Here is a 24,119-nt window from a genome sequence, read left to right as displayed (position 1 = left end):
GGCTCATCGTGTCTAGGCCCGACAGTTCGCTGGCCCCGATTAGGCTGATCGCGTGACTGTCGAGCCGCCGCCCGAGCACGTGCTGGCGGCGTTCGGTTTGAGCGGTGTAGGGCCCATCCCGTTGGGGGCCAGCTGGGAAGGCGGCTGGCGATGCGGCGAAGTGGTGCTGTCGATGGTCGCCGACAACGCCCGCGCTTCCTGGTCCGCGCGGGTGCGCGAGACGTTGTTCGTCGACGGCGTGCGGTTGGCCCGGCCGGTCCGGTCGACCGATGGGCGCTACGTGGTTTCCGGCTGGCGAGCAGACACCTTTGTGGCCGGTAACCCCGAGCCGCGGCACGACGAGGTGGTGTCGGCGGCGGTGCGGCTGCACGAGGCCACCGGCAAACTGGAGCGGCCCCGGTTCCTTACCCAGGGGCCCACCGCACCGTGGGCCGACGTCGACGTCTTCATCGCCGCTGACCGCGCCGCGTGGGAGGAACGGCCGCTGCAGTCGGTGCCCGCGGCGGCACGGGCGGCGTCGCCCACTGCGGACGGGCAACGGTCGGTCGAGCTGATCAATCAGCTTGCCGGCCTGCGGCGGCCGACCAAGAGCCCTAATCAGCTGGTGGACGGGGATCTCTACGGAACCGTGCTGTTCGCGGGTGCCGCCGCCCCCGGGATAACCGATATCACGCCGTACTGGCGGCCGGCGTCGTGGGCGGCGGGGGTGGTCGTCGTCGACGCATTGTCCTGGGGCGAGGCCGACGAAGGGCTCATCGAGCGTTGGAACGCCCTACCAGAATGGCCGCAGATGTTGTTGCGCGCGTTGATGTTCCGGCTCGCTGTTCATGCGCTACACCCGCGTTCGACAGCGGCCGCCTTCCCCGGTCTGGCCCGCACGGCCGCCCTGGTGCGTCTGATCCTCTAGACCCTAGAACTCGTGACGGATCTCGCCCAGTGGGACCTTGCCGTCGACCGCGAGAACCCCTTCTGCCCGAAGCAGTTCCAACTGTCGGGTGGTCAAATGCTTTGCGGGACGGCCAGATGCCGTGATCACCCGGTGCCAGGGTAGGTCTGAGGAGTCCGTACGCATGATCCAGCCGACAATACGCGGGCTGGAAAGCCGTGCGGCAGTCGCGATATCACCGTACGTAGCGACTCTTCCGGCCGGTATCGAGGCAACCAGCGCGCGCACCCGCTCGACCTGGTCGTCGGTCACTTGCGCCACGATCAGGACATCCGCTCTCGGATCAGCGCGGCGACCTCGGCCGGCTTGATCTCAGCGACCATGTGGTCGCATTCGAAAGTGGTCAGCCGAAAATCGCTGCCCAGTCGCTCGTGCAGGCCGGCGATGAGCCGGTCGGTGACATACGGCGGCGACGTCCACGCTGCCCGCACCAACGTTGTCGCGATCCCGTTGGGCGGCAATACGATTTCGCGGGCCAACTGACTCCAATAGGACATCATCGCGGGCATGCTGACCCGCCAACCATATCGCCCGCCCGGCAGCGCGACGAGGTGGTCGTCGACTTCGGCGTCGAGCACGGCCGGATCCACCTCCGCCCAGGAGCCGGTGGCCTTCTCGGCGCGGGCTTCCGCGGCGTCCGGGTAGTCGGGGGAGGCCAGCATGGCGTCTGCGATCTCCCGCGTCCACCCGCCGTCCAGGCCGATCGCCGGGTCAAGCAGCACCAATGCTGCCACCCGGTCGGGATGTGCGGCGGCCAGGTGCAGCGCGACCGCGCTGCCGAAGGAATGCGCAACCACCACGACCGGGCGTTCGGCCTCATGCTCGAGCAGCGCGGCCATCGCGGCAACATTGGCCTCGATGGTCCACGGCGCCGCCCACGAGGACCTGCCATGCCCAATCAGATCGGGTGCGGCAACGGTGATCTCGGCCAGGTGCTGAGTGGCCAGCGGTTGCCAGCGTTTTCCGTGTCCGGTCAGCCCGTGGATCGCCAGTAGTCGCACGGGCCCCGAGGGGCCATAGCGGTGCACGTGTAGCCGGGTCACGCCTTGATGCTGCCAGCTGGACGTCCCCGCATTGCCGCCCGGGCGGACTTGTCGGACCCCCGTGGTGTCATGCCGCTATGTCTTACCGCTGGGATTCCGAGGCGCGCGCTCTGCTGGATCCCGGTCTGCGCGGGGTGGTGCGAGTGCTGGGCGGACCGGGAACCGGTAAGAGCAGCTTGTTGATCGACGCCGCGGCCGCGCGCATCGCCGCCGGCGCCGATCCGGAATCGGCGCTGCTGCTGACTGGTTCGGGCCGGATCGGGGCTCGGGCACGCAGTGCCTTGACGACGACGTTGCTGCGCTCGCAGCAGGTCGGTTCTTGCCATGGGCTCCCGGCGGTGATCCGAGAACCACTGGTGCGCAGCGTGCACAGCTACGCGTTCGCCGTGCTGCGGCTGGCGGCACAGCGCGTCGGCGGCCCGCCACCTCGGCTGGTCACCTCTGCGGAACAAGACGCGGTCATCGCCGAGCTGCTCGCCGGCGAGATCGAGGACGGCTCCGATGCGACCACGGCGTGGCCGGCTGAGCTGCGGGCCGCCCTGGGCACGGCGGGCTTCGCCGGCGAGCTGCGTGAGCTACTCACCCGCTGCGCCGAACGCGGCGTGGACCCGCAGCGGCTGCAGCAGCTGGGCCGGCTGTGCGGTCGTCCGGAATGGGCGGCCGCAGGCCAGTTCGCGCGCAAATACGAGCAAGTGATGCTGCTGCGCTCCGCTGTCGGAACGGCTGCGCCACAGGCGACCACGCCGGCAGTCGGCGCCGCCGAGCTGGTCGGGGCCGCTCTCGAGGCGTTCGCGGTCGACCCGGAGTTGCTGACGGCGGAACGCGCCCGGATCCGCGTGCTGCTGGTTGACGACGCCCAGCAACTCGACCCGCAGGCCGCTCTGCTGGTGCGGGTGCTGGCCGCCGGCGCTGACGTGACGCTGCTCGCCGGCGACCCTGGGCAGGCGGTGTTCGGCTTCCGCGGCGCCGAGCCGGCGGCACTGCTGGCAGGTGCCGCCACGCCGTCGGTGACGCTCAGGACGTCACACCGTTGCGCCCCGGCGGTGGCGCGGGCTGCCTCAGGCATCGCCGGTCGGCTTCCCTGCGGTAGCGAAATCGAAGGCACCGGAAACGATTTCGGATCGGTGGAAGTGCGGCTGGCCGCATCCGAAGGCGCGGAGGCGGCGCTGGTCGCCGATGTCTTGCGGCGCGCGCACCTTGTCTCTCGCGTGCCGTGGTCGCAGATGGCGGTCATCGTTCGGTCGGTGCCTCGTGCCGGCTCCAGGCTGTCGCAGGCGTTGGCGCGGGCCGGAGTTCCGGTCGCGTCGGCGACGGCCTGGGGGTCACTGCCCGAACAGCCGGCGGTGATGGCGCTGCTGACGGTGTTGGCCGTAACCGTCGACGGACTCGATGGCGAGCGTGCGCTGACGCTGCTGACCGGACCGATCGGGCGGGTCGACCCGGTTTCGCTGCGCCAGCTGCGACGGGGGCTGCGCCGAGCTGACATAGACAGGCCGCCAAGGGAATTGGGTGAACTGTTGGTGGAGGCCTTGACGACCGGGAGATTCTCCCGACTGACTCCGACGCAGGCCGGGCCGCTACGACGGGTACGCGCCGTGCTGGACGCCGCTGCCCGCGGTCATGCGCGCGGCGTGGGGGCAACATCCACTTGCCAGGGCGATCTGCATTACGCCCTCTGGGCGGCATGGCGCCGTTCGGGGCTGGAACGTCGCTGGCTGGCGGCGTGCGAGCGCGGCGGCCCGTCCGCCGCCCAGGCCGGCCGCGACCTCGACGCGGTGACGACGCTGTTCGACGCCACCGACCTGTACCTGTCGCGCACCGCCGGGGCGTCGCTGTCCGGGCTGATCGACCACCTCGGCACATTGCGAACGCCCGCCGTCGGGCCGGAGGCTACGGCCGCGGCCGAGCAGGTCACGGTGCTCAGCGCGCACGCGGCGCTGGGCCACGAATGGGACCTGGTCGTGATCGCCGGTCTGCAGGAAGGGCTGTGGCCCAACACGATTCCGCGCGGTGGCGTGCTCGGCACGCAGCGGCTGCTGGACGTCCTCGATGGGGTCGCCGAGAACGCGTCGATGCGGGCACCGCTGCTGGCCGAGGAGCGGCGGCTGTTGGTCGCCGCAATGGGCCGGGCGCGCAAGCGGTTGTTGGTGACGGCGGTAGACGGGGAGGCAAGTGACGGCCGCGAGGCGGCCTTGCCGTCGCCGTTCTTCTCCGAGATCGCGCAATGGGCCACCGGCAGCGCCGATGCCGCGCTGGAACCGGTGACGGCGCCGCGGGTGCTGTCGGCGGCGGCGGTGGTTGGCCGGCTGCGAGGGGTGGTGTGCGCGCCGCAAGGCGCGGTGAGCGACGCGGTGCGTGTTTGCGCGGCAACACAATTAGCGCGACTCGCGGCAGCAGGCGTGCCGGGCGCCGACCCGGCCGACTGGTACGGCATGACGCCGGTCAGCACCACCGAGCCGTTGTGGAGTAGGGGTGATCACACAGATCACATCGTGACGATGACTCCGTCGAGCCTGCAGACGCTTACCGACTGTCCGCTGCGCTGGTTGGCCGAACGCCACGGCGGAACCGATGCCCGCGATCTGCGCTCGGCGATCGGTTCGGTGGTGCATGCGTTGATCGCCGAACCGGTGGGCAGCGAGTCGCAGCTGCTCGCCACCCTGGAGCGGGCATGGCAGCATCTGCCCTTCGAATCCCGTTGGTATTCGGACAACGAGCTGGCTCGGCATCGCGCGATGATCCAGGCGTTCTTCGAGTGGCGAGCCCAGACCCGTGGCGAGCTGACTGAGGTCGGCGTCGAGGTCGACGTCGACGGGGTGTTCGATGGCCGCGCCGGCGCAAGCGTGCGGTTGCGCGGCCGGGTCGATCGGATCGAGCGCGACGCAGCAGGCCGGCTGGTTATCGTCGACGTCAAGACCGGCAAGACGCCGGTCAGCAAGGACGACGCGCAACGACATGCCCAGCTGGCCGCCTACCAGCTGGCCGTGGCCGAGGGTCTGGTGCCACACGGCGACGAACCGGGCGGCGCGCGGCTGGTCTACCTAGGCAGAAGTGGGCCCGCAGGCGCGACCGAACGCGAGCAGGACCCGTTGACGCCCGGGGCCCGCGCCGAGTGGCACAACGTAGTCCGGGACGCGGCCGAGGCGACGGCCGGGCCGCAGTTCATCGCCCGGATCAACGACGGCTGCGCACACTGCCCGCTGCGGCCGAGCTGCCCGGCCCATGCCGTCGCCGACGGGGAGGGCCTGCTGTGACGGCGATCGCGTCCAGCTCAGCGCGCTACGGCCCCGCCGAATTAGCCAGTGCCCTAGGACTTTTCGAGCCGACCGCGGAGCAGGCGGCGGTCATCGCCGCGCCGCCGGGCCCGCTGGTGGTCATCGCAGGGGCCGGGGCCGGGAAAACCGAGACGATGGCAGCGCGGGTGGTGTGGCTGGTCGCGAACGGCTACGCCGAACCAGGCGAGGTCTTGGGGCTGACGTTCACCCGCAAGGCCGCCGGCCAACTGCTGCGGCGGGTCCGCTCCCGCCTGGCCCGGCTGGGCGGCTCCGGATTGATGCTCGGCGGCCACCCGGGACCATCGCCCGGCGAGCCCGCGGGGACGCCGATGGTCAGCACGTATCACGCCTTCGCAGGCCAATTGCTGCGCGAATACGGTCTGCTGTCAACGGACACCGGGGAGCGCGCGCAGCCCATTGAACCCGATACCCGGTTGCTGAGCGAGACCGAGCTGTGGCAGCTGGCATTCGACGTCGTCAGCGGATATCGCGGGGAGCTGCACACCGACAAAACCCCGGCCGTGGTGACCTCGATGGTGTTGCGGTTGTCGGGTCAACTCGCCGAGCATCTGGTCGACACCGGTCAGCTGCGGGATACGCACGTCGGGCTCGAACGGCTGGTGCGCACGCTGCCTGGGGGCCGCTACCAACGTGACCGCGGCCCCAGCCAGTGGCTGCTGCGGATGCTGGCCACCCAGGCAGAGCGCGCCGAACTGGTGCCGCTGATCGACGCCTTGCACCGGCGGATGCGCGCCGAGAAGGTGATGGACTTCGGCACCCAAATGACCTACGCCGCGCGGCTGGCGAGCGCGGTCCCACAAATCGGTGAGCGCCTGCGTGGCCGCTACCGGGTGGTGCTGCTCGACGAATACCAAGACACCGGATACGCCCAGCGCATCCTGCTGTCGTCGCTGTTCGGTGGCGGAGTCGACGACGAGCTGGCGTTGACCGCCGTCGGCGACCCGATCCAGTCCATATATGGCTGGCGCGGGGCCTCGGCGACCAACCTGCCGCGGTTCACCACCGACTTCCCCCGACCCGACGGCACCCCGGCGCCGGTCCTGGAATTGCGAACTAGCTGGCGCAACCCGCCGCGGGCGCTGCGCGTGGCCAACGCCGTCTCGGCCGACGCCCGGCGACGATCGGTCGCGGTGCGTCCGCTTCGCTCCCGCCCTGACGCCGCGCCCGGCACCGTCCGCTGCGCGTTGCTGGCCGACGTGCAGGGCGAACGGGACTGGGTCGCCGATCATCTGCACCGGCGCTATCAGCAGGCCGCCGCGGACGGGGTCGCGCCGCCGACGGCCGCGGTTCTGTTGCGGCGCAACGCCGAAGCCGCGCCGATGGCCGCTGCGTTGCGCGCTCGCGGCATCCCGGTGGAGGTGGTCGGACTGGCCGGTCTGCTGTCGGTGCCCGAGGTTGCCGACGTCGTCGCGATGTTGCGGCTGGTTGCCGATCCGACTGCCGGAGCGGCCGCAATGCGGGTGGTCACCGGTCCGCGCTTGCGGCTGGCAGCCCGCGACATCGCGGCGCTGTGGCGCCGCGCGGTAGCACTCGACGGCGCGCCGGCGACACGCACCGGTGAAGCTGCCGAACGGATCGCCGAGGCGGTCGGGCCGGAGGCCGACACCGCGGGTCTGGCCGACGCGATCGCTGACCCCGGACCGGCGAGCGACTATTCCGCCGCGGGGTATCGGCGCATTGTCACGCTCGCAGACGAATTGAGCGTGCTGCGCCGCCACCTCGGTCATCCACTAGCCGACCTGGTCGCCGAGGTGCGCCGGCTGCTGGGCGTCGACTGTGAGGTTCGGGCGGCACTGCCCGCCGCGTCGGGTTGGGCGGGCACCGAGCAGCTCGACGCCTTCGCCGACGTGGTCAGCGGCTACGCCGACCGGGCCGCGGCCGTCACGTCCGCCACGCCGGCGTCGGTCCCCGGTCTGCTGGCCTACCTGGATGCAGCCACGGTCGTCGAGAACGGCCTGGCGCCGGCCCAACCCACCGTCGCTCAGAATCGGGTGCAGGTGCTGACCGTGCACGCCGCGAAGGGTTTGGAATGGCAGGTGGTCGCCGTGCCGCACCTGTCAGCCGGAGTGTTCCCGTCAACGGCGCAGGCTCGCACCTGGCTCACCGACGCCGCCGACCTTCCGCCGCTGCTGCGGGGCGATCGCGCATCGGCGGGTGTGCACGGCGTTCCGGTTCTGGACACATCGGACGTGACAGATCGAAAGCAGTTGTCGGACAAGATCTCCACCCATCGGCGTCAACTGGAGCAACGTCGGCTCGACGAGGAGCGCAGGCTGCTCTACGTGGCCATCACCCGCGCTGAGGACACCCTGCTGCTGTCCGGCCACCATTGGGGCGCGACCGGGATCAAGCCACGCGGCCCGTCGGATTTCCTTGTCGAGCTCAAAGACATCATCGACTCGTCGGCGGCGGCCGGCGAGGCATGCGGTGTGGTCGAGCAGTGGGCGCCAGCTCCGGCCGACGGCGACCGTAATCCCTTGCGTGACAGCGTTCATGAGGCAATGTGGCCCGTCGACCCGGCGGGCGGGCGCGGCGCCGACGTGCGGCGCGGGGCGGCGCTGGTAGCCGCGGCGATGTCGCTGGACGCGTCGCCCCCGACGCCCGAGGCCGACACCGAAGGTTGGGCCGCCGACGTCGATGCTCTCCTCAACGAGCGTGCTCGCGCCGGGCGCCCGCCGGCGCTAACGCTGCCCACACAAGTGTCGGTCAGCAGCCTGGTGGACTTGGCCCGCGAGCCGGAGCACGCCGTGCAGCGGCTGATGCGCCGGCTGCCGACTCGCCCGGACCCGCATGCGCTGCTGGGCAGTGCATTTCACGAGTGGGTCCAGCGGTTCTACGGCGCCGAGCGGCTGTTCGACCTCGCCGACCTGCCGGGTGCCGCGGACACCGACACCGCGCAGCGCGACGCTGAGGAGCTGGCCACGTTGCAGACGGCCTTCCTCGCGTCACCGTGGGCGGCCCGCACGCCAGTGGACGTCGAGGTGCCGTTTGAGATGGCCATCGGCGCCACCGTGGTACGGGGTCGCATCGACGCGGTGTTCGCCGACTCAGACGGTGGCGCCACCGTGGTGGACTGGAAAACCGGCGAGCCGCCACGTGGGCCGGAGGCCACCCGACAGGCCGCGATCCAGCTCGGTGTCTACCGGCTGGCCTGGGCTGCGCTACACGGGTGTCCGGAATCGTTGGTGCGCACCGCGTTTCATTATATTCGCACCGGAGTCACCGTCGTCCCCGATGCGCTGCCAGATGCCGACGAGCTAGCCGAGCTGCTGGCCGGGCCGGGGCGGGCTAGATCCGATTGCGGGGCTCCTCAGCCGCCCGCTGAGCGGGCCGCATCGTCGCCGCGCTAGGCGTTGCGGCTGACCTTGAGCGCCTCGGTGATCATCGGAATCTGCAACGGCAGCCGGGCCAAAGCGACGATGCGCATCGGCCACGGCTTGTCCCACCACAACCGCACCATGTTGAGGTTCCCCGGGAAGACCCCGACGAACAGCGCGGCAGCCGCCCGAGCGGCCAATCGCCGAGTGCGTGGAACCAGCAACAAAGCGCCGATGAGGACCTCGGCGACACCGGACGCATAGGTGTAGAACCGCGGATTTCCGGGCAACTCGGCGGGGATGATCCCGTCGAACGGTTTCGGCGCCAAAAAGTGGACGGTGCCGACGCCGAGCAGCAGCGCCGCGATTCGGTATGCGCCGGCCTGGCTGGCGTCACGTTGAGCGATTGGTGTGGTGGGGGTCATGGTTACATTGTGTCGTGCGCCCGGTCGATCCGATGAACTGTGGTCAAAGCTAGCTGGCGGCGAAGGGGTCTCGACGAGACGCTGACCGCCCAGCCCGGGTATGCCCTGGTCGGGGTGCTCCGTATCCCAGAGGCCGATATCGGCCCGGTTCGCGCGATCTGGAAACGAGTCGCGGTCGCACTGCTCGCGTTATTGGTCGCGGTGATCACCGTCTACCTGGGTCGCGACGGATACACCGACGTGCGCGGAGTGCCACTGTCGTTTATCGACTGTGTGTACTTCGCGACGGTCTCGTTGACGACCGTCGGCTACGGCGACCTCACCCCGTACTCCGAATTCGCTCGCCTGACCAACATCGTGGTAATCACGCCGCTGCGGATCCTGTTTCTCGTTGTGTTGGTCGGCACGACGCTTCAGGTGCTCACCGAACGGTCGCGGCAAGCGTGGAAGATTCAGCGTTGGAGGAGCAGAGTGCGCAACCATACCGTCGTTGTCGGATACGGCACCAAGGGCAAAACGGCGGTCGCCGCAATCCTCGAAGACGAATCAACCGCCTGTGACATCGTCGTCGTCGACACCGAACAGGCCGCCCTCGACCACGCCGCGGCCGCCGGCCTGGTCACCGTGCGCGGGGACGCCACCAGATCCGATGTGCTGCGTCTGGCCGCCGCCCAGCTTGCGTCGTCGATCGTCGTCGCCACTGGTCGCGACGACACCGCGGTGCTGGTCACCCTGACCGCCCGGGAGATCGCGCCCAAAGCCACGGTCGTGGCCTCCATTCGCGAGGCGGAAAATCAGCACCTGCTGCAGCAATCGGGTGCCAACTCGGTGGTCGTCTCCTCGGAAACCGCAGGTCGGTTACTTGGCATTGCCACCACTACGCCCAGCATCGTGGCGATGATCGACGACCTGCTGACGCCGGCCGAGGGATTCGCCATCGCCGAGCGCGATGTTGAGCAGACCGAGGTCGGCGGCTCACCGCGGCATCTGTCCGACATCGTGCTCGGTGTGGTCCGCAACGGCCACTTGCTGCGCGTCGACGCACCCGAGGTCGACGCCATCGAGGCCGGCGACCGGCTGCTCTACATCCGCAGTGGAGGTAAGTGACATGGACTTCCAGTTACAAAGCGTGCCGTTGCTGTCTCGCATCGGCGCCGACCGCGCCGATCAGGTGCGAACCGACGTCGATGCGGCCAGCGAGGGCTGGGCGGAAGCGGCCCTGCTGCGGCTGGATTCACGCAATCAGGTGTTGGTCGCGGGTGGCCGGGTGGTGCTGGGCAGCGCCAAAACGCTGGCTGACAAACCGCCGCCGGATGCGGTGTTCCTGGGTCGTATCGAGGACGGTCGACATGTGTGGGCGGTCCGGGGTGCGCTCGAAGCACCCGACGATCCCGACGTGGAAACCGAGGTGGCCGACCTGCGCCGGGGTGGCCAGCTTTTCGACGAGGTCGGCGCTCAGCTGGTGTCGTCGGCCGCAGCATTGCTGAATTGGCATGCCAGCGCGCGGTTCAGCTCGGTGGACGGCTCGCCCACCAAGCCGATCAGAGCGGGCTGGGCCCGGGTCAACCCGGTCACCGGGCATGAGGAATTTCCCCGCATCGACCCCGCCGTGATCTGCCTGGTGCATGACGGCGGCGACCGCGCGGTACTAGCTCGCCAGACCGTGTGGCCGGAGCGGATGTTCTCGCTGCTGGCCGGATTCGTGGAAGCCGGCGAGTCGTTTGAAACCTGTGTCTTGCGAGAAATCCGCGAAGAAATCGGTCTGACCGTCCGCGATGTGCGCTACCTCGGCAGCCAGCCGTGGCCGTTCCCGCGCTCCGTGATGATCGGCTTCCATGCGATCGGCGATCCCGATCAGGAATTCTCCTTCAACGACGGGGAGATCGCCGAGGCCGCCTGGTTCACCCGCGACGAGGTGCGCGCAGCGCTGGCCCTCGGCGACTGGAGTAGCGCCGAGGATGCCAAATTGCTGCTGCCGGGCTCAATATCGATCGCGCGGGTGATCATCGAATCCTGGGCAGCGCTCGACTGAAGCTATCCGGCCAGTTCGGCCAGCTTCGCCTCGATCTCGTTCGCGGCTGGGTTGGTCAGCGTCGAGCCGTCGGCGAACTTCACCGTCGGAACCGTCTGGTTGCCACCGTTGACTGAGCCGACAAACTCCGCTGCTGCGGTGTCCTGTTCGATGTCGACCTCGTCGTAGCTGATGCCCGAGGCCTTCAATACGGTCTTGAGCCGATTGCAGTAGCCGCACCAGGGCGTGGTGTACATGATCACCGAGGCATTGTTCATAGTCGCTCAAACATAACGCGCGTCCTCGTTATGCCGCGGCGTGGCGCTGCCCGGGGTTTGTCGGCGACCACTGCCAAGATGGACGACATGGCGGTGATCACGGACTCATTGGTCGCCGACCTCGATGATGAGCAGCGCGAGGCCGTGCTGGCTCCGCGCGGACCGGTCTGCGTGCTGGCTGGAGCGGGAACCGGTAAGACCCGCACCATCACCCATCGGATCGCCCAGCTCGTCGCCACCGGACACGTGGCCGCGGGTCAGGTGCTGGCGGTGACATTCACCCAGCGTGCGGCCGGCGAGATGCGCTCCCGGTTACGGGCGTTGGGGGCCGCCGCACCAACCGGCTCCGGCGTCGGCGCGGTGCAGGCGCTGACTTTTCACGCGGCCGCGCGCCGACAGCTTCGGTATTTCTGGCCACGCGTCGTCGGTGATACGAGCTGGCAGTTGCTGGAGACCAAGTTCGCCGTGGTCGCGCGGGGCGCGAGCAGCGTCCGGTTGCAACTGAGCACCGATGACGTCCGCGACGTGGCCGGCGAGATCGAGTGGGCCAAGGCGTCGCTGATTTCGCCCGAGCAGTATCCGGACGCGGTGGCCGCCGCCGGCCGCGACATTCCGCTGGACGCCACGCAGGTCGCCACGGTGTATGCGGCCTACGAGTCCCTCAAATCCCGCGGCAATGACGGTGCGCTACTCGACTTCGACGACCTGTTGCTGCACACGGCCGCCGCGATCGAGGACGACGCCGCGGTCGCCGGAGAATTCCGCGACCGCTACCGCTGCTTCGTCGTCGACGAATACCAGGACGTGACACCGCTGCAGCAGCGCGTGTTGTCGGCGTGGCTGGGGGACCGGGACGACCTGACCGTCGTCGGCGACGCGAACCAAACCATCTATTCGTTCACCGGGGCCTCACCGCGCTATCTGCTGGACTTCTCCCGGCGGTTCCCCGAGGCGACGGTGGTGCGCCTCGAACGGGACTACCGGTCCACACCGCAGGTGGTGTCGCTGGCCAACCGGGTGATCGCCGCCGCCCGCGGGCGGGTGGCCGGCAGCAAGCTGCACCTGGTCGGTCAACGTGACCCTGGACCGGTTCCGTCGTTTCGTGAACATCCCGACGAAGTTGCCGAGGCAGCGGCGGTGGCAGCGTCGATCTCCCGGCTCGTCGAATCGGGCACGCCGCCCGCCGAGATCGCGGTCCTGTACCGGATCAACGCGCAGTCCGAGGTCTACGAAGAGGCGTTGACCGAGGCCGGCATTCCCTACCAGGTCCGTGGCGGCGAAGGCTTTTTTAGTCGCCAGGAAATCCGCCAAGCTCTGCTGGTGTTCCAGCGGGCGGCCCACCGCGGCGCCGAGGGTGACGGCACGCTGCCTGATGGCGGCGACCCGCGCTTGCGATCGCCGCTGTCCGATGGCGGCGACCCGCTGCGCCCGGCTCCGCCGCGCTTGCGATCGCCGCTGCCCGAGGTGGTGCGGGCACTGCTCGAACCGCTGGGTTTGACGGCCGAACCGCCGACGGGAACCCGCGCCCGGGAGCGCTGGGAGGCGCTTTCCGGGCTGGCCGACCTGGTCGACGAAGAGGTGGCGCACCGCCCGGAGTTGGACCTGGCCGGTCTGTTGGCCGAGCTGCGGACCCGCGCCGATTCGCGCCACCCCCCGGTGGTGCAGGGGGTCACGTTGGCCTCGCTGCACGCCGCCAAAGGGCTGGAGTGGGATGCGGTGTTCCTGGTCGGACTGACCGATGGCACGCTGCCGATCACGCATGCGTTGGCCCACGGCGCTGAGAGCGAAGCGGTCGAAGAGGAGCGCCGACTGCTCTACGTCGGAATCACCAGGGCTCGGATGCATTTGGCGCTCAGCTGGTCGTTGTCCCGAAATCCGGGCGGCCGGCAGAGCCGCAAGCCGTCCCGATTTCTCAACGGCCTTGCCCCACAAACTCAACCCGATCCGACGCCGAGCCGGCCGCGTCGGAATCGCGCCACCGCGTCGCGCTGCCGGATTTGCAATAACCAGCTGACCACACCGACGGCGATCATGCTGCGCCGCTGCGAGACGTGCGCAGCCGATATCGACGACGAACTGTTGCTGCAGCTCAAAGAATGGCGGCTACAGACCGCCCGCGAGCTGAGCGTGCCCGCGTATGTCGTGTTCACCGACAACACGCTGATCGCGATTGCCGAGATGCTGCCCACCGACGACGCCGCGCTGGTCGCGATCCCCGGTATCGGCGCCCGCAAGCTGGAGCAGTTCGGGCCGGACGTGTTGGAGCTCGTCCGCAGTCGCAGCTAAAGCCGGGCGCAGCGGGTCGACACAAAGCCGCAGGTCAGAAAATCGGTTGCCGGGTCCGGCTGTTAGGATCTAGCCTCGAACCGCGAGTTCTGCGCTTGGCGGCAGCTACCACAGGAGAGGAGGGAGCCACGATGATCACCATGAACACGTTCGGTGTATGCCCCGTATTTGCGGCAGGCGACACTGGCTCCCACCACGCTGCCCATGCCGCCGCGGCGGCCGGCTTGGCCGCGGCGTACAAGCGCCGTAACGCCGCCGCCGCCGACGCGTCCGTGGATCGGGGCTCTACCTAGGTAAGAGCTCACGATCTCGCCAAATGGCCACGGACCCGAAGTCAAAGGATCCGTGGCCACAGTTTTTGGGTCGGCAGCCCATCACCTGGTCCGGATCTCTCCGAGACAGCCGTCAGATCAGGAAGCAGGTGAACTGGATATGTCGACATCGACAGTCCCCGACGAGCAGCAGCCGGAGTTGCCTTGTCACGTCGGCGATCCCGACCTGTGGTTCGCCGACAGCCCGTCCGATCTGGAGCGCGCCAAGGCCTTATGTGCCGACTGCCCGATTCGAACCGAGTGCCTGGCCGCGGCATTGCAACGCGAGGAGCCGTGGGGAGTCTGGGGTGGGGAAATCCTCGACCGCGGCTGCATCGTGAATCGCAAACGGCCGCGTGGACGTCCGCGCAAAGATTCGGTGGCTGCATAAGCCAGAACTCCACGTCGAGATTGACGTTAGTGCACGCGCCCCAGGTTTTCTGCACCAGCGCCGATCTCGGCTTCTCCGCCGATGGGTTTAGACGACGGCCGTGTCGGGTTCGGCGAAGCCGGGAATCAGCTCCTCCGACAGCGCCCTGATCGGCACGTGCGCATCCAACTGGCACAGAATCGCGGCCACCGACGCGATGACCCGCATCGGGATTGCCAGCTTCGGCGGCAAGTCCATCTGTCGGGCCGTCTTGATCTGCGACACCGACCGATCCATCTGACTTATCGTCATCTTTTGCAGCCACCTGCGGGTGTAGTGGAAGACCTCAACCTCGACGGGTTGGACGTACTGACGCAGCATCTCGTCGATGTCGCGCACCGACACCTGCTGGCCTTTCTGAATGAAGCCGACCTTTTCCATGGTCGGCAGCAACAGGTCGTAGTTCTTCTCGCGGGCCAGCCGGATCGTCATCCCAAGCTCGATCGGGAACCCACCGGGAAGCGGTGCCACCGCGCCGAAATCGATGACACCCATCCGGCCGTCGGGCAGCAGCATGAAGTTGCCCGGATGGGCGTCGCCGTGCATCATCTCCAGCCGGCGCGGCGCGTCGAAAGTGAGCTCGAGCAGCCGGAACCCCAACAGGTCACGCTGTTCGACGGTGCCGTCGCGGATGATCTCCGCCATGTGCGTGCCGTCGATCCACTCCTGGACCACGACCTTGGGGGCGCTCGCCACGATGTGCGGGACCAGGAAGTGCGGGTGACCCTCATACGCCTTGGCGAATGCCCGCTGGTTGTCGGCCTCCAGCCGATAGTCCAATTCCATCTCGGTGCGCTCGATCAGCTCATCGACGACACCCTGCACGTCGGCGCCCGGAGCAAGCTGTTTGATCACCCCGATCATGCGCTGCATGGTCTTCAGGTCGGCACGCAGCGCCTCGTCGGCGCCCGGGTACTGGATTTTGACGGCCACCTCGCGACCGTCTGACCACACTGCCTTGTGCACCTGCCCGATGCTGGCCGAGGCCACCGGTGTGTCGTTGAAGTCGGAGAACCGTTGGCGCCACTTGGTTCCGAGCTGGGCGTCGAGCACCCGGTGCACTTTCGCCGCGGGCAGCGGTGGCGCATCCTTTTGCAGTTTCGTCAGCGCTTCCCGATACGGTTCGCCGAACTCGTCGGGAATCGCTGCCTCCATCACCGACAGCGCTTGGCCGACCTTCATCGCGCCGCCCTTGAGCTCGCCGAGAACGGTGAACAGCTGGTTGGCGGCCTTTTCCATCAGTTCGGCGTTGACCTCGTCTCTCGACTTACCGGTCAGCCGCTTGCCGAACCCGAGCGCTGCCCGGCCGGCGAAGCCGACCGGAATGCTGGCCAGCTTCGCGTTGCGAGCGGCGCCGCCGCGTTTGATGTCTGCCACGCCAACCATCATCCATGACGAGTCGGCGCTCGCCCGCATCGATCTGGCAACAAGCGCTGTCAGTGCGAATGGTGAAGATTGGTGAGGGCCGGTAAACATACGGTGAGCAGCAGCGATCTGGCTGTGTCAAACCCCAATGAACCGGAACTGCCGAGGACGAATCGCCTCTTTCAGACGATCCGGCTCTGGTGGTCAGTCCAATACCGATCGCGCAGTAGGCGCTTGTAGAGCTTGCCGGTGGGCAGGCGCGGCAGCTCGTCCTCGAAGTCGATCGAGCGGGGCACCTTCTGCCGCGACAGATGCTCACCGCAGAAGGCGATCAGCTCCTCGACGAGCTTCTGCCCCGGCTGAACTCCGGGCATCGGCTGCACGACCGCTTTCACCGCTTCGCCGAGGTCCTCGTCGGGCACCCCGAAAACCGCGGCGTCAGCCACTTTCGGATGGGTGATCAGCAGGTTCTCGCACTCCTGAGGGTAGATGTTGACTCCGCCCGAGATGATCATGAATGTCGCGCGATCGGTGAGGTACAGATAGCCGTCGTCATCGACATAGCCGACGTCGCCGACGGTGGCCATCCTGCCGTCAGGTGAGTGGCCCTCCGCGGTCTTGACGGGATCATTGAAGTAGGAGAATTCGGTCCCGGCCTTGAACCACAAAGTGCCGGGCTCACCTTTCGGGGCGGGGCGCATGTTCTCGTCTAGCACTTGCAGCTCGCCAAGCACGATCCGGCCGACTGTGCCCCGGTGGCTTAGCCACTGCTCGCTGTCGCAGGCCGCGAAACCCATTGCCTCCGTAGCGCTGTAGTACTCGAGGATGATCGGACCCCACCAGTCGATCATCTGCTCCTTGACCTGCACCGGGCAGGGCGCGGCGCCGTGCACCGCGACCTCCAGCGATGACACGTCGTATCGGCGGCGCACCTCATCGGGCAGTTTGAGCATGCGCGAGAACATCGTTGGCACCAATTGGGTGTGGCTTGGCCGAAAGGTGTCCACCAGCTTCAGGTAGCGCTCCGGATCGAACCGTTCCATGAGCACGGCCGTTCCGCCCATCCGGATGGTCAGGTTCACCCCGGCATGGGGCGCCGAGTGGTAAAGCGGCGCGGGCGAGAGATAGATCATGCCTTCGCGATAACGCCACAGGTTGGAAAGGAATTGATAGACCGGCAGCGCTTGCGCTGGGGAGACTTCCGGGAGCGGTCGAACGATTCCTTTGGGCCGCCCGGTGGTGCCGGAGGAATAGAGCATGGCGATGCCGAGCGACTCGTCTGGGATGGGTGTGGACGGGAACCCGGTTGTCGCATCGTGGAGATTGAAAATCTGGCGGTCGCCGGGGGCGTCGACGATGATTGCGACTTCGACGTTCGGACAGTCCTTCAACGCCTCGGTGGCCACCGAACGCTTCTCCTGCGAGAAGATCAGCACCTTCGATTCGCTGTTGTTGACGATGTAGGCGACTTCCTCGGGAGTCAGGAATGAGTTGATGCACGTGTAATACAGCCCGGCGCGTTCGCCCGCGGCGCAGCATTCGAGGTAGCGAGCGTTGTTTTCCATGAAGATCGAATAGTGGTCCAGGCGTCTGAGCCCAACGCTTCGTAGGAAATGGGCAAGGCGGTTGGAGCGCGCCTCGAGATCGGCATGGGTGATTGCCTCGCCGGTCTGAGCCATGATGAAGGCGGGCTGATCGGCTCGGCTGCGCGCGTATTCGGCCGCATACATAGCGGCACGCTATCGCCTACAAACTGCGCCGATCTTGAATTCGCCAAACCAGCAAGCGCTGTCAGCATGAACACAGCGGATGTCTGGGCCAGTGCCGCGCGACGATCGAGCCGGCGTGGACGTCGAACTCCAGCGTGGCGTTCAGCGCCGTCGGCGGTTCGGGATCGGGCCCGGCCTGCGGCTCGGAGCCACGACGGATGGCGCCGATCACCCGGTTGACTTGGCTGAGCGCCAGCGCCGCCGTCGCCAGCAGGGTCGCGCGATCGGCCACGCCGACGGTGTCGCGCAGCTGTGCGGCGACGGCAGGCCACGCCGCGTCGCGGTCCCTGCGGTGCAGATCCGCACACCCCAAGCAGCTGGTGACGCCGGGGATGACCAGCGGACCGATCAGGCCGGTGCCGTCGCGCACCCGGACCGCGAGGTGCGCGACGCCCTGGCTGTGCAGGTCGCGCAGCATCCGCGGGTCGGCGACCAGGTTGTCGGACAACACCACCAGGTCGGCTTCGGCGGAGGTCACCGCCGCGTGAGGTTGGCTGCTGTGCTTGACCCGCGCACCCGAACAGCGCAGCGACTCGATCAACAGTTCTGACAGCGGGCCGCGACCGTGCACGCGGATCGACGCCGACCGGACGGGCCGGGGCCGGTGGCCACGGGTCGCGACCCCGGCCGCGACCAGCTGCGCGACCAGATCGCCGAGCTCGCCGGCGGGCACGCCGCCCTGCCGGTCAGCTTGACGTTGGAGCTCGCTCATCGGTACTGGCGAATTCATCGTCCGCAACAGGGTGGCCAAGCCCGCGGATGTCACGCCGCGCGGTGGGCGGACTAGCACGGCGCGGCGCGGATTCCATCCCACCTGAACGGCGCCGTCGGGGCGCAGCAGCACCGGCAAAGCCGGGTCGAGCGCATACAACGGCGACGTGGGCTGCGCCATTCTGGCACTGTGCCACGGCGGGGCGGGACGGCCGGCTCAGCTATCCACAGAGCCGGCGCCGTCATCGGTGTCGGCGTGGCCGGCGTCTGTGCCCCGCTCGAACTCGGCGATCGCCTCATCGATTCCGCTGGTATCGCCGCCGATGACCCGGTCGATGAACGCCGCCGGGTCGTCGAGGTCTTCTGTCTCGGGCAGCAGGTCGGGGTGTTGCCAAACCCGGTCGCGGGCGTCGACACCGGCCGCCTGGGTCAGCCGCTCCCAAAGCGCGGCCGCCTCCCGCAGCTTGCGGGGCCGCAGCTCGAGGCCGACCAGCGTGGCGAAGGTCTGCTCGGCCGGTCCGGCGGTGGCCCGACGCCGGCGCAGCGTCTCGCCGAGGGCGGCCGCGCCGGGGATGCGGTCGCCGAGCGCCGCATTCACCACCGTCTGCACCCAGCCCTCGATCAGCGCCAACAGCGTCTCGAGCCGTTCCAGCGCCTGGGTCTGCTCCGGCGTGGCCTGGGGCTCGAACACGCCTTGGGTCAACAGCTGCTCGACGGCGGCCGGATCGTTCAGCGTGGCCGGGTTGAAGTCGCGGGCCAACTCCTCGATTCCCCGCATGTCGATCTTCATGCCCTTGGCGTAGGCCTCGACGGCGCCGAGCAGCTGACTGGCCAGCCACGGCACGTGACTGAACAACCGGTGATGGGCGGCCTCACGAGCCGCCAAGAAGGTGACGATCTCGCTGCGCGACTGCTCGAGCCCGGCCGCGAAGGACTCGATAGCCTCCGGCAGCAGTGCGGCTATTCCCTTGGGCCCCAACGGCAAACCGATATCGGTCGACGTCAAAACCTCGCGCGACAACCGGGCCAGCGCCTGGCCCAGCTGCGACCCGAATGCCATGCCGCCCATCTGCGACATCATCGACAGCAGGGGACCGGCCATCGTCTTGGCTTCTTCGGGCAGGGCCGCCGCCCACACCGTCGCGATCTGCTGGGCCATCGGATCGCACAGCCGCTTCCACGTTTCGAGGGTGTTGTCCACCCAGTCGTTGGGGGTCCACGCGATCGCCTTGCTGGTACCGGCCGGCAGCGCGGTCACCCCGTCGAGCCAGGTTTCGGCAAGGTGGACGGCGTCGCCGATCGCCTGGTTGGTGGCGGCCGGAATTGGTGCCACGAATCCGATCGAACTCGCCGCCAGTTGCCGGGCCAGCTCGTAGTTCACCGGCCCGGAGGCCTGGCCGCCGGCCATGGCCGAGCCCGCGCCGCTGAACATCTGCCCGAGCCGGGTAAAGATCTGGCCCAGGTCGGCCATGTCGAATTCGCCGCCGAGTCCGCCCAGACCGAACGGGTCGGCCGGTCCTTTGCCGGAATCGGGATCGTTTTCCCCGCGCTTTTCGTGGTCCGGGTCGTCTCCGGCGGAGAACCCGAAAGGCACGTCAGCCATGCCCCCAACGTTACTCACCGGCGGGGCGCGGCGCGCGAGCCGCCGTCACGCTCTGAGTGAACCGGCCGCCAATTCGCCCTGACCAGTCCGTCTAGTGTTAGCGAGGTGAACAGGCGGATTCTGACGCTGACCGTGGCGCTGGTGCCGATGGTGGTCTTCGGTGTTCTGCTTGGGGCGGTGACGGTGCCGTATGTGTCACTTGGCCCGGGCCCTGCGTTCGACACGCTCGGCGAGGTCGACGGCAAGCAGGTCGTCGACATCAAAGGCACCCAGACACACCCGACGTCGGGTCACCTGGACATGACGACGGTGTCGCAGCGCGACGATCTGAGCTTGGCGGAGGCGCTGACACTGTGGCTTTCCGGACAGGAGCAGCTGATGCCGCGCGACCTGGTCTACCCGCCGGGACAGTCCCGGGACGAAATCGACAAGGCCAACGACGCCGATTTCAAGGAGTCCGAACACAGCGCCGAGTACGCGGCCCTGGGATACCTGAAGTACCCGCAGGCCGTCACCGTCGCGGCGGTCACCGATCCCGGGCCCTCGGTGGGCAAGCTGCAGGCGGGCGACTCGGTGCAAGCGGTGAACGGTACGCCCGTCGCCACCGTCGAGCAGTTCACGTCCTACTTGAAGAACACCAAGCCCGGCCAGCCGGTCACGGTCGACTTCCGCCGCAAAAACGCACCCCCCGGAGTCGCTCAGATCACGTTGGGCAGCAACAAGGATCGCAAGTACGGCTTTGCCGGCCTCTCGGTGATGGACGCGCCGTGGGCGCCGTTCGTGGTCGATTTCAACCTCGCCAACGTCGGCGGGCCCTCGGCGGGTTTGATGTTCAGCCTGGCGGTCGTCGACAAACTCACCACGGGCAATCTCGCCGGCTCCAAGTTCGTCGCCGGCACCGGCACGATCAAGCCCGACGGCACTGTGGGCCGTATCGGCGGCATCGTGCACAAGATGACTGCAGCCCGCGATGCCGGGGCGACGGTGTTTCTGGTGCCGGCCGAAAATTGCTATGAGGCAACCTCCGGTAAGTTGCCCGGACTGCAATTGGTGAAGGTCGACAACCTCGGTGCAGCGGTAAATGCGCTGCATACCGTGACGTCCGGCGGCCAACCGCCGAGCTGCTAACGCCCTGCGACGATGCGGGCCGGAACGGGCCGAGGACGAGCGGGGCAAGTCACAGAGGTGCGTACAGTTGTGATACGTCGAGGACGACGGCCTAAGAAGAAGGGCAGTCCGCTGTCGACATGGAGCAGGGAGCTTAGCTAGTGGGTATGCGGCCCGCCGCGAAAATGCCGAAGCTGACTCGGCGCAGCCGGACTCTCATCACGATCGCGCTGGCGGTGATCTTGCTGCTGCTGGTCGGCCCGCGCTTGATCGACGGCTATGTCGACTGGCTCTGGTTCGGCGAGCTTGGCTACCGGTCGGTGTTCACCACCGTGCTGCTGACCCGGCTGGTGTTGTTCGTGGTGGTGGGGCTGCTGGTCGGTGGCATCGTGTTCGCCGGCCTGGCGCTGGCCTACCGCACTCGGCCGGTGTTCGTCCCGAGCAACGGCAACGATCCGGTGGCGCGGTATCGCACCGTGGTGATGTCGAGGCTGCGCGTGATCGCAGTCGGGATTCCGGTCGCGATCGGCCTGCTCGCCGGGATCATCGCGCAGAGCTACTGGGTCCGCGTTCAGCTGTTCTTGCACGGCGGCGACTTCGGCATAGACGATCCACAGTTCGGCAAGGACCTCGGCTTCTATGCATTCGACTTGCCGCTCTACCGGCTTGTCCTCAGCTTCATTTTCGTCGCGGTGTTTTTGGCATTCGTAGCAAATTTGTTGGCGCACTACGTGTTCGGCGGTATCCGACTGTCCGGGCGCACCGGCGCGCTGAGCCGTTCGGCCCGCATCCAGCTAGTTAGCTTGGTTGGCACACTGGTGTTGCTCAAGGCCGTTGCCTACTGGCTGGACCGCTACGAGCTGCTTTCGCACACCCGCGCCGGGAAGCCTTTCACCGGCGCCGGGTACACAGATATCAACGCGGTGTTGCCCGCCAAGCTGATTCTGTTGGCGATCGCGTTGATCTGCGCGGCCGCGGTGTTCACGGCGATCGTGTTGCGCGACTTGCGAATCCCGGCTATCGGCCTGGTGCTGCTGTTGCTGTCGTCGTTGATCGTCGGCGCCGGCTGGCCGCTGATCGTCGAGCAGATCAGCGTCAAGCCCAATGCCGCGCAGAAGGAACGCGAGTACATCAGCCGAAGCATCAGCGCGACCCGGCAAGCCTACGGCCTCACCAATGACGTTGTGACCTACCGCGATTACAGTAACGACGCGCGGGCGACAGCCGAGCAGGTCGCCTCCGACCGCGCCACCACCTCCAACATCCGGCTGCTCGACCCGACGATCGTCAGCCCGGCGTTCACACAGTTCCAGCAGGGCAAGAACTTCTACTACTTCCCCGACCAGCTGTCCATCGACCGCTATCGCGACCGTGACGGCATTCTGCGCGATTACGTCGTCGCCGCCCGCGAGCTCAATCCGGACCACCTGATCGATAACCAGCGGGACTGGATCAACCGGCACACCGTCTACACCCACGGCAACGGCTTCATCGCCTCGCCGGCCAACACCGTGCGCGGTATCGCCAACGACCCCAACCAGAACGGCGGATACCCGGAGTTTCTGGACAACGTCGTCGGCGCCAACGGCGGAGTGCTCTCCGAAGGTCCGGCGCCGCTGGACCAGCCGCGGGTCTACTTCGGGCCGGTCATCTCCAACACGCCAGCCGACTACGCGATCGTCGGAAAGACCGGTGTTGACCGGGAATACGATTACGAGACCAACACCGAGACCAAGAACTACACCTACACCGGAAGCGGCGGAGTGCCGGTCGGCGGCTGGGTGTCGCGGAGCGTCTTCGCTGCGAAGTTCGCAGAGCGAAACTTCCTGTTCTCCAATGTGATTGGGTCCAACAGCAAGATCTTGTTCAATCGCGATCCGGCGCAGCGGGTTGAGGCGGTGGCGCCGTGGTTGACGACCGACAGCAACATATACCCGGCGATCGTCAACAAGCGGCTGGTGTGGATCATCGATGCCTACACCACGCTGGACAATTACCCGTATTCCGAGCTCACCTCGCTGTCGTCGGCCACCGCCGACTCCACCGAAGTCGCCTTCAACCGGCTGGTGCCCGACAAGCAGGTGTCCTACATCCGCAACTCGGTGAAGGCCACCGTCGACGCCTACGACGGGACGGTCACGCTTTATCAGCAGGACGAGCGCGACCCGGTGCTCAAAGCGTGGATGAAAGTCTTCCCCGGGACCGTCAAGCCCAAGAGTGATATCACCGCCGAATTGGCTGCCCACCTGCGCTATCCGGAGGACCTGTTCAAGGTGCAGCGGATGCTGCTGGCCAAATATCACGTCAACGACCCGGTGACGTTCTTCTCCACGTCGGATTTCTGGGATGTGCCGCTGGACCCGAACCCAACCGCCAGCAGCTATCAGCCGCCGTACTACATCGTCGCGAAAGACATTGCCAAAGGCGATGATTCGGCATCGTTCCAGTTGACCAGTGCGATGAACAGGTTCAAGCGGGACTACCTGGCCGCTTACATCAGCGCCAGCTCCGATCCGGCGACTTATGGCAAGATCACCGTGCTGACCATCCCGGGCCAAGTCAACGGGCCGAAATTGGCCAACAACGCGATCACCACCGACACCGCGGTGTCCCAGGACCTTGGTGTGATCGGGCGTGACAACCAGAACCGGATCAAGTGGGGCAATCTGCTCACGCTGCCGGTCGCCCAGGGCGGGCTGCTGTATGTCGAGCCGGTTTACGCTTCACCCGGCTCCAGCGACGCCGCCTCGTCGTATCCCCGCTTGATCCGGGTGGCGATGATGTACAACGACAAAATCGGATACGGCCCCACCGTCAGCGACGCGCTGACCGGGCTGTTCGGGCCCGGCGCCGGCGCGACCGCGGCCGGGATCGCGCCGACCGAGGCGGGCGCGCCCGCCGGTCCGCCGCCGGCCGCTTCGCCCCCCGCCGATGGTGCGCCGCCGCCCGTGGCTGCGGCCGTCCCGCCGTCGCCGACCGGGGCCGTCACCCTGTCGCCGGCTAAGGCCGCCGCGCTTAAAGACGTTCAGTCGGCATTAGGCGCCGCGCGCGACGCGCAGAAGAGCGGCGATTTTGCCGCTTACGGATCCGCATTGCAGCGGCTGGACGACGCGATTACCAAGTACGACAACACCAAGTAGTCCCGCTTGCTTCGGCAAGGAGGTACGCGATATGGCCGATATGGACCACATTCCGGTGACGGTCGTGCAGTCCGGAGAAGG

Annotated in this window: 17 protein-coding genes and 1 pseudogene; 10 read left to right on the top strand and 8 right to left on the bottom strand. The window is 67.6% G+C overall.

The genetic code is table 11. The features are described 5' to 3' along the window. The first annotated feature begins 52 nt into the window (after positions 1 to 52). Complete coding sequence (locus tag VNW74_RS21170; RefSeq protein ID WP_325680407.1) at positions 53 to 907, top strand: TIGR02569 family protein; 855 nt, start codon at positions 53 to 55, stop codon at positions 905 to 907. Between the two features lie 3 nt (positions 908 to 910). On the opposite strand, the gene VNW74_RS21165 is transcribed toward VNW74_RS21170, so the two are convergent. Further along, the gene (locus VNW74_RS21165) at positions 911 to 1,207 is read right to left on the bottom strand and encodes an MGMT family protein (protein WP_325680405.1); all 297 of its coding nucleotides are present in this window, start codon (positions 1,205 to 1,207) and stop codon (positions 911 to 913) included. A gap of 2 nt (positions 1,208 to 1,209) precedes the next feature. Beyond that, positions 1,210 to 1,989 (bottom strand): alpha/beta hydrolase, encoded by a 780-nt coding sequence (locus VNW74_RS21160; RefSeq protein WP_325680403.1) that lies wholly within the window; start codon positions 1,987 to 1,989, stop codon positions 1,210 to 1,212. Between the two features lie 77 nt (positions 1,990 to 2,066). Between VNW74_RS21160 and VNW74_RS21155 the strand changes: the two genes are divergently transcribed. Beyond that, entirely contained in the window at positions 2,067 to 5,243 is a 3,177-nt protein-coding gene (locus VNW74_RS21155; protein WP_325680401.1) for an ATP-dependent DNA helicase, read from the top strand. Between the two features lie 5 nt (positions 5,244 to 5,248). Continuing rightward, positions 5,249 to 8,635: an ATP-dependent DNA helicase gene (locus tag VNW74_RS21150; RefSeq protein ID WP_325680455.1), complete on the top strand. Its 3,387-nt coding sequence runs from the start codon at positions 5,249 to 5,251 to the stop codon at positions 8,633 to 8,635. Here VNW74_RS21150 and VNW74_RS21145 read toward each other — a convergent pair. After that, entirely contained in the window at positions 8,632 to 9,027 is a 396-nt protein-coding gene (locus VNW74_RS21145) for a hypothetical protein (RefSeq protein WP_325680399.1), read from the bottom strand. The genes VNW74_RS21150 and VNW74_RS21145 overlap by 4 nt on opposite strands. Positions 9,028 to 9,066: 39 nt before the next feature. Between VNW74_RS21145 and VNW74_RS21140 the strand changes: the two genes are divergently transcribed. Both VNW74_RS21140 and nudC read left to right on the top strand, forming a co-directional pair. Then, positions 9,067 to 10,134 carry a potassium channel family protein gene (locus tag VNW74_RS21140; RefSeq protein ID WP_325680397.1) on the top strand — a complete coding sequence of 356 codons (1,068 nt, stop codon included), beginning with the start codon at positions 9,067 to 9,069 and terminating at the stop codon, positions 10,132 to 10,134. A 1-nt stretch (position 10,135) separates the two neighbouring features. Continuing rightward, on the top strand, positions 10,136 to 11,059 hold the full coding sequence (nudC, locus tag VNW74_RS21135) for an NAD(+) diphosphatase (RefSeq protein WP_325680395.1): 924 nt from the start codon (positions 10,136 to 10,138) through the stop codon (positions 11,057 to 11,059). A gap of 2 nt (positions 11,060 to 11,061) precedes the next feature. Here nudC and mrx1 read toward each other — a convergent pair whose 3' ends face one another. Next, complete coding sequence (mrx1, locus tag VNW74_RS21130) at positions 11,062 to 11,316, bottom strand: mycoredoxin Mrx1 (RefSeq protein WP_325680393.1); 255 nt, start codon at positions 11,314 to 11,316, stop codon at positions 11,062 to 11,064. Positions 11,317 to 11,403: 87 nt separating this feature from the next. On the opposite strand from mrx1, the gene VNW74_RS21125 reads away from it, so the two are divergent. From VNW74_RS21125 to VNW74_RS21115, 3 genes are all read left to right on the top strand, one after another. Continuing rightward, positions 11,404 to 13,602: an ATP-dependent DNA helicase UvrD2 gene (locus VNW74_RS21125; RefSeq protein ID WP_325680391.1), complete on the top strand. Its 2,199-nt coding sequence runs from the start codon at positions 11,404 to 11,406 to the stop codon at positions 13,600 to 13,602. Between the two features lie 131 nt (positions 13,603 to 13,733). Continuing rightward, a complete protein-coding gene (locus VNW74_RS21120) occupies positions 13,734 to 13,895 on the top strand; it encodes a hypothetical protein (protein ID WP_325680389.1) in 162 nt (53 codons plus the stop codon). A gap of 139 nt (positions 13,896 to 14,034) precedes the next feature. Then, the gene (locus VNW74_RS21115; RefSeq protein WP_325680387.1) at positions 14,035 to 14,304 is read left to right on the top strand and encodes a WhiB family transcriptional regulator; all 270 of its coding nucleotides are present in this window, start codon (positions 14,035 to 14,037) and stop codon (positions 14,302 to 14,304) included. A gap of 87 nt (positions 14,305 to 14,391) precedes the next feature. Here VNW74_RS21115 and VNW74_RS21110 read toward each other — a convergent pair. From VNW74_RS21110 to VNW74_RS21095, 4 genes and pseudogenes are all read right to left on the bottom strand, one after another. Next, positions 14,392 to 15,736, bottom strand: a pseudogene (locus tag VNW74_RS21110) (ABC1 kinase family protein). Positions 15,737 to 15,890: 154 nt separating this feature from the next. After that, positions 15,891 to 17,438 (bottom strand): AMP-binding protein, encoded by a 1,548-nt coding sequence (locus VNW74_RS21105; protein ID WP_325680385.1) that lies wholly within the window; start codon positions 17,436 to 17,438, stop codon positions 15,891 to 15,893. A 61-nt stretch (positions 17,439 to 17,499) separates the two neighbouring features. After that, complete coding sequence (locus VNW74_RS21100; RefSeq protein WP_325680383.1) at positions 17,500 to 18,369, bottom strand: cyclodehydratase; 870 nt, start codon at positions 18,367 to 18,369, stop codon at positions 17,500 to 17,502. A gap of 36 nt (positions 18,370 to 18,405) precedes the next feature. Next, positions 18,406 to 19,791 (bottom strand): zinc-dependent metalloprotease, encoded by a 1,386-nt coding sequence (locus tag VNW74_RS21095; protein WP_325680381.1) that lies wholly within the window; start codon positions 19,789 to 19,791, stop codon positions 18,406 to 18,408. 105 nt (positions 19,792 to 19,896) lie between these two features. Between VNW74_RS21095 and VNW74_RS21090 the strand changes: the two genes are divergently transcribed. After that, positions 19,897 to 20,919, top strand: coding sequence for a PDZ domain-containing protein (locus VNW74_RS21090; RefSeq protein ID WP_325680379.1), 1,023 nt, complete (start codon positions 19,897 to 19,899; stop codon positions 20,917 to 20,919). Between the two features lie 140 nt (positions 20,920 to 21,059). Beyond that, positions 21,060 to 24,038 (top strand): UPF0182 family protein, encoded by a 2,979-nt coding sequence (locus VNW74_RS21085; protein WP_325680377.1) that lies wholly within the window; start codon positions 21,060 to 21,062, stop codon positions 24,036 to 24,038. Positions 24,039 to 24,119 lie beyond the last annotated feature (81 nt).

The organism is Mycobacterium sp., from assembly GCF_035570115.1.
Taxonomy (GTDB): Bacteria; Actinomycetota; Actinomycetes; order Mycobacteriales; family Mycobacteriaceae; genus Mycobacterium.
The sequence above is the reverse complement of the archived record's forward strand: the minus strand, read 5'-3'. Positions and strand labels throughout refer to the sequence as shown.

Bases quoted from the DNA above. Each gene is read 5' to 3' on its own strand.
- VNW74_RS21120 (WP_325680389.1), top strand. From the start codon at position 13,734: ATGATCACCATGAACACGTTCGGTGTATGCCCCGTATTTGCGGCAGGC.
- VNW74_RS21145 (WP_325680399.1), bottom strand. From the start codon at position 9,027: ATGACCCCCACCACACCAATCGCTCAACGTGACGCCAGCCAGGCCGGC.
- VNW74_RS21105 (WP_325680385.1), bottom strand. From the start codon at position 17,438: ATGTATGCGGCCGAATACGCGCGCAGCCGAGCCGATCAGCCCGCCTTC.
- VNW74_RS21100 (WP_325680383.1), bottom strand. From the start codon at position 18,369: ATGGCGCAGCCCACGTCGCCGTTGTATGCGCTCGACCCGGCTTTGCCG.
- VNW74_RS21125 (WP_325680391.1), top strand. From the start codon at position 11,404: ATGGCGGTGATCACGGACTCATTGGTCGCCGACCTCGATGATGAGCAG.
- VNW74_RS21095 (WP_325680381.1), bottom strand. From the start codon at position 19,791: ATGGCTGACGTGCCTTTCGGGTTCTCCGCCGGAGACGACCCGGACCAC.
- VNW74_RS21115 (WP_325680387.1), top strand. From the start codon at position 14,035: ATGTCGACATCGACAGTCCCCGACGAGCAGCAGCCGGAGTTGCCTTGT.
- nudC (WP_325680395.1), top strand. From the start codon at position 10,136: ATGGACTTCCAGTTACAAAGCGTGCCGTTGCTGTCTCGCATCGGCGCC.
- mrx1 (WP_325680393.1), bottom strand. From the start codon at position 11,316: ATGAACAATGCCTCGGTGATCATGTACACCACGCCCTGGTGCGGCTAC.
- VNW74_RS21155 (WP_325680401.1), top strand. From the start codon at position 2,067: ATGTCTTACCGCTGGGATTCCGAGGCGCGCGCTCTGCTGGATCCCGGT.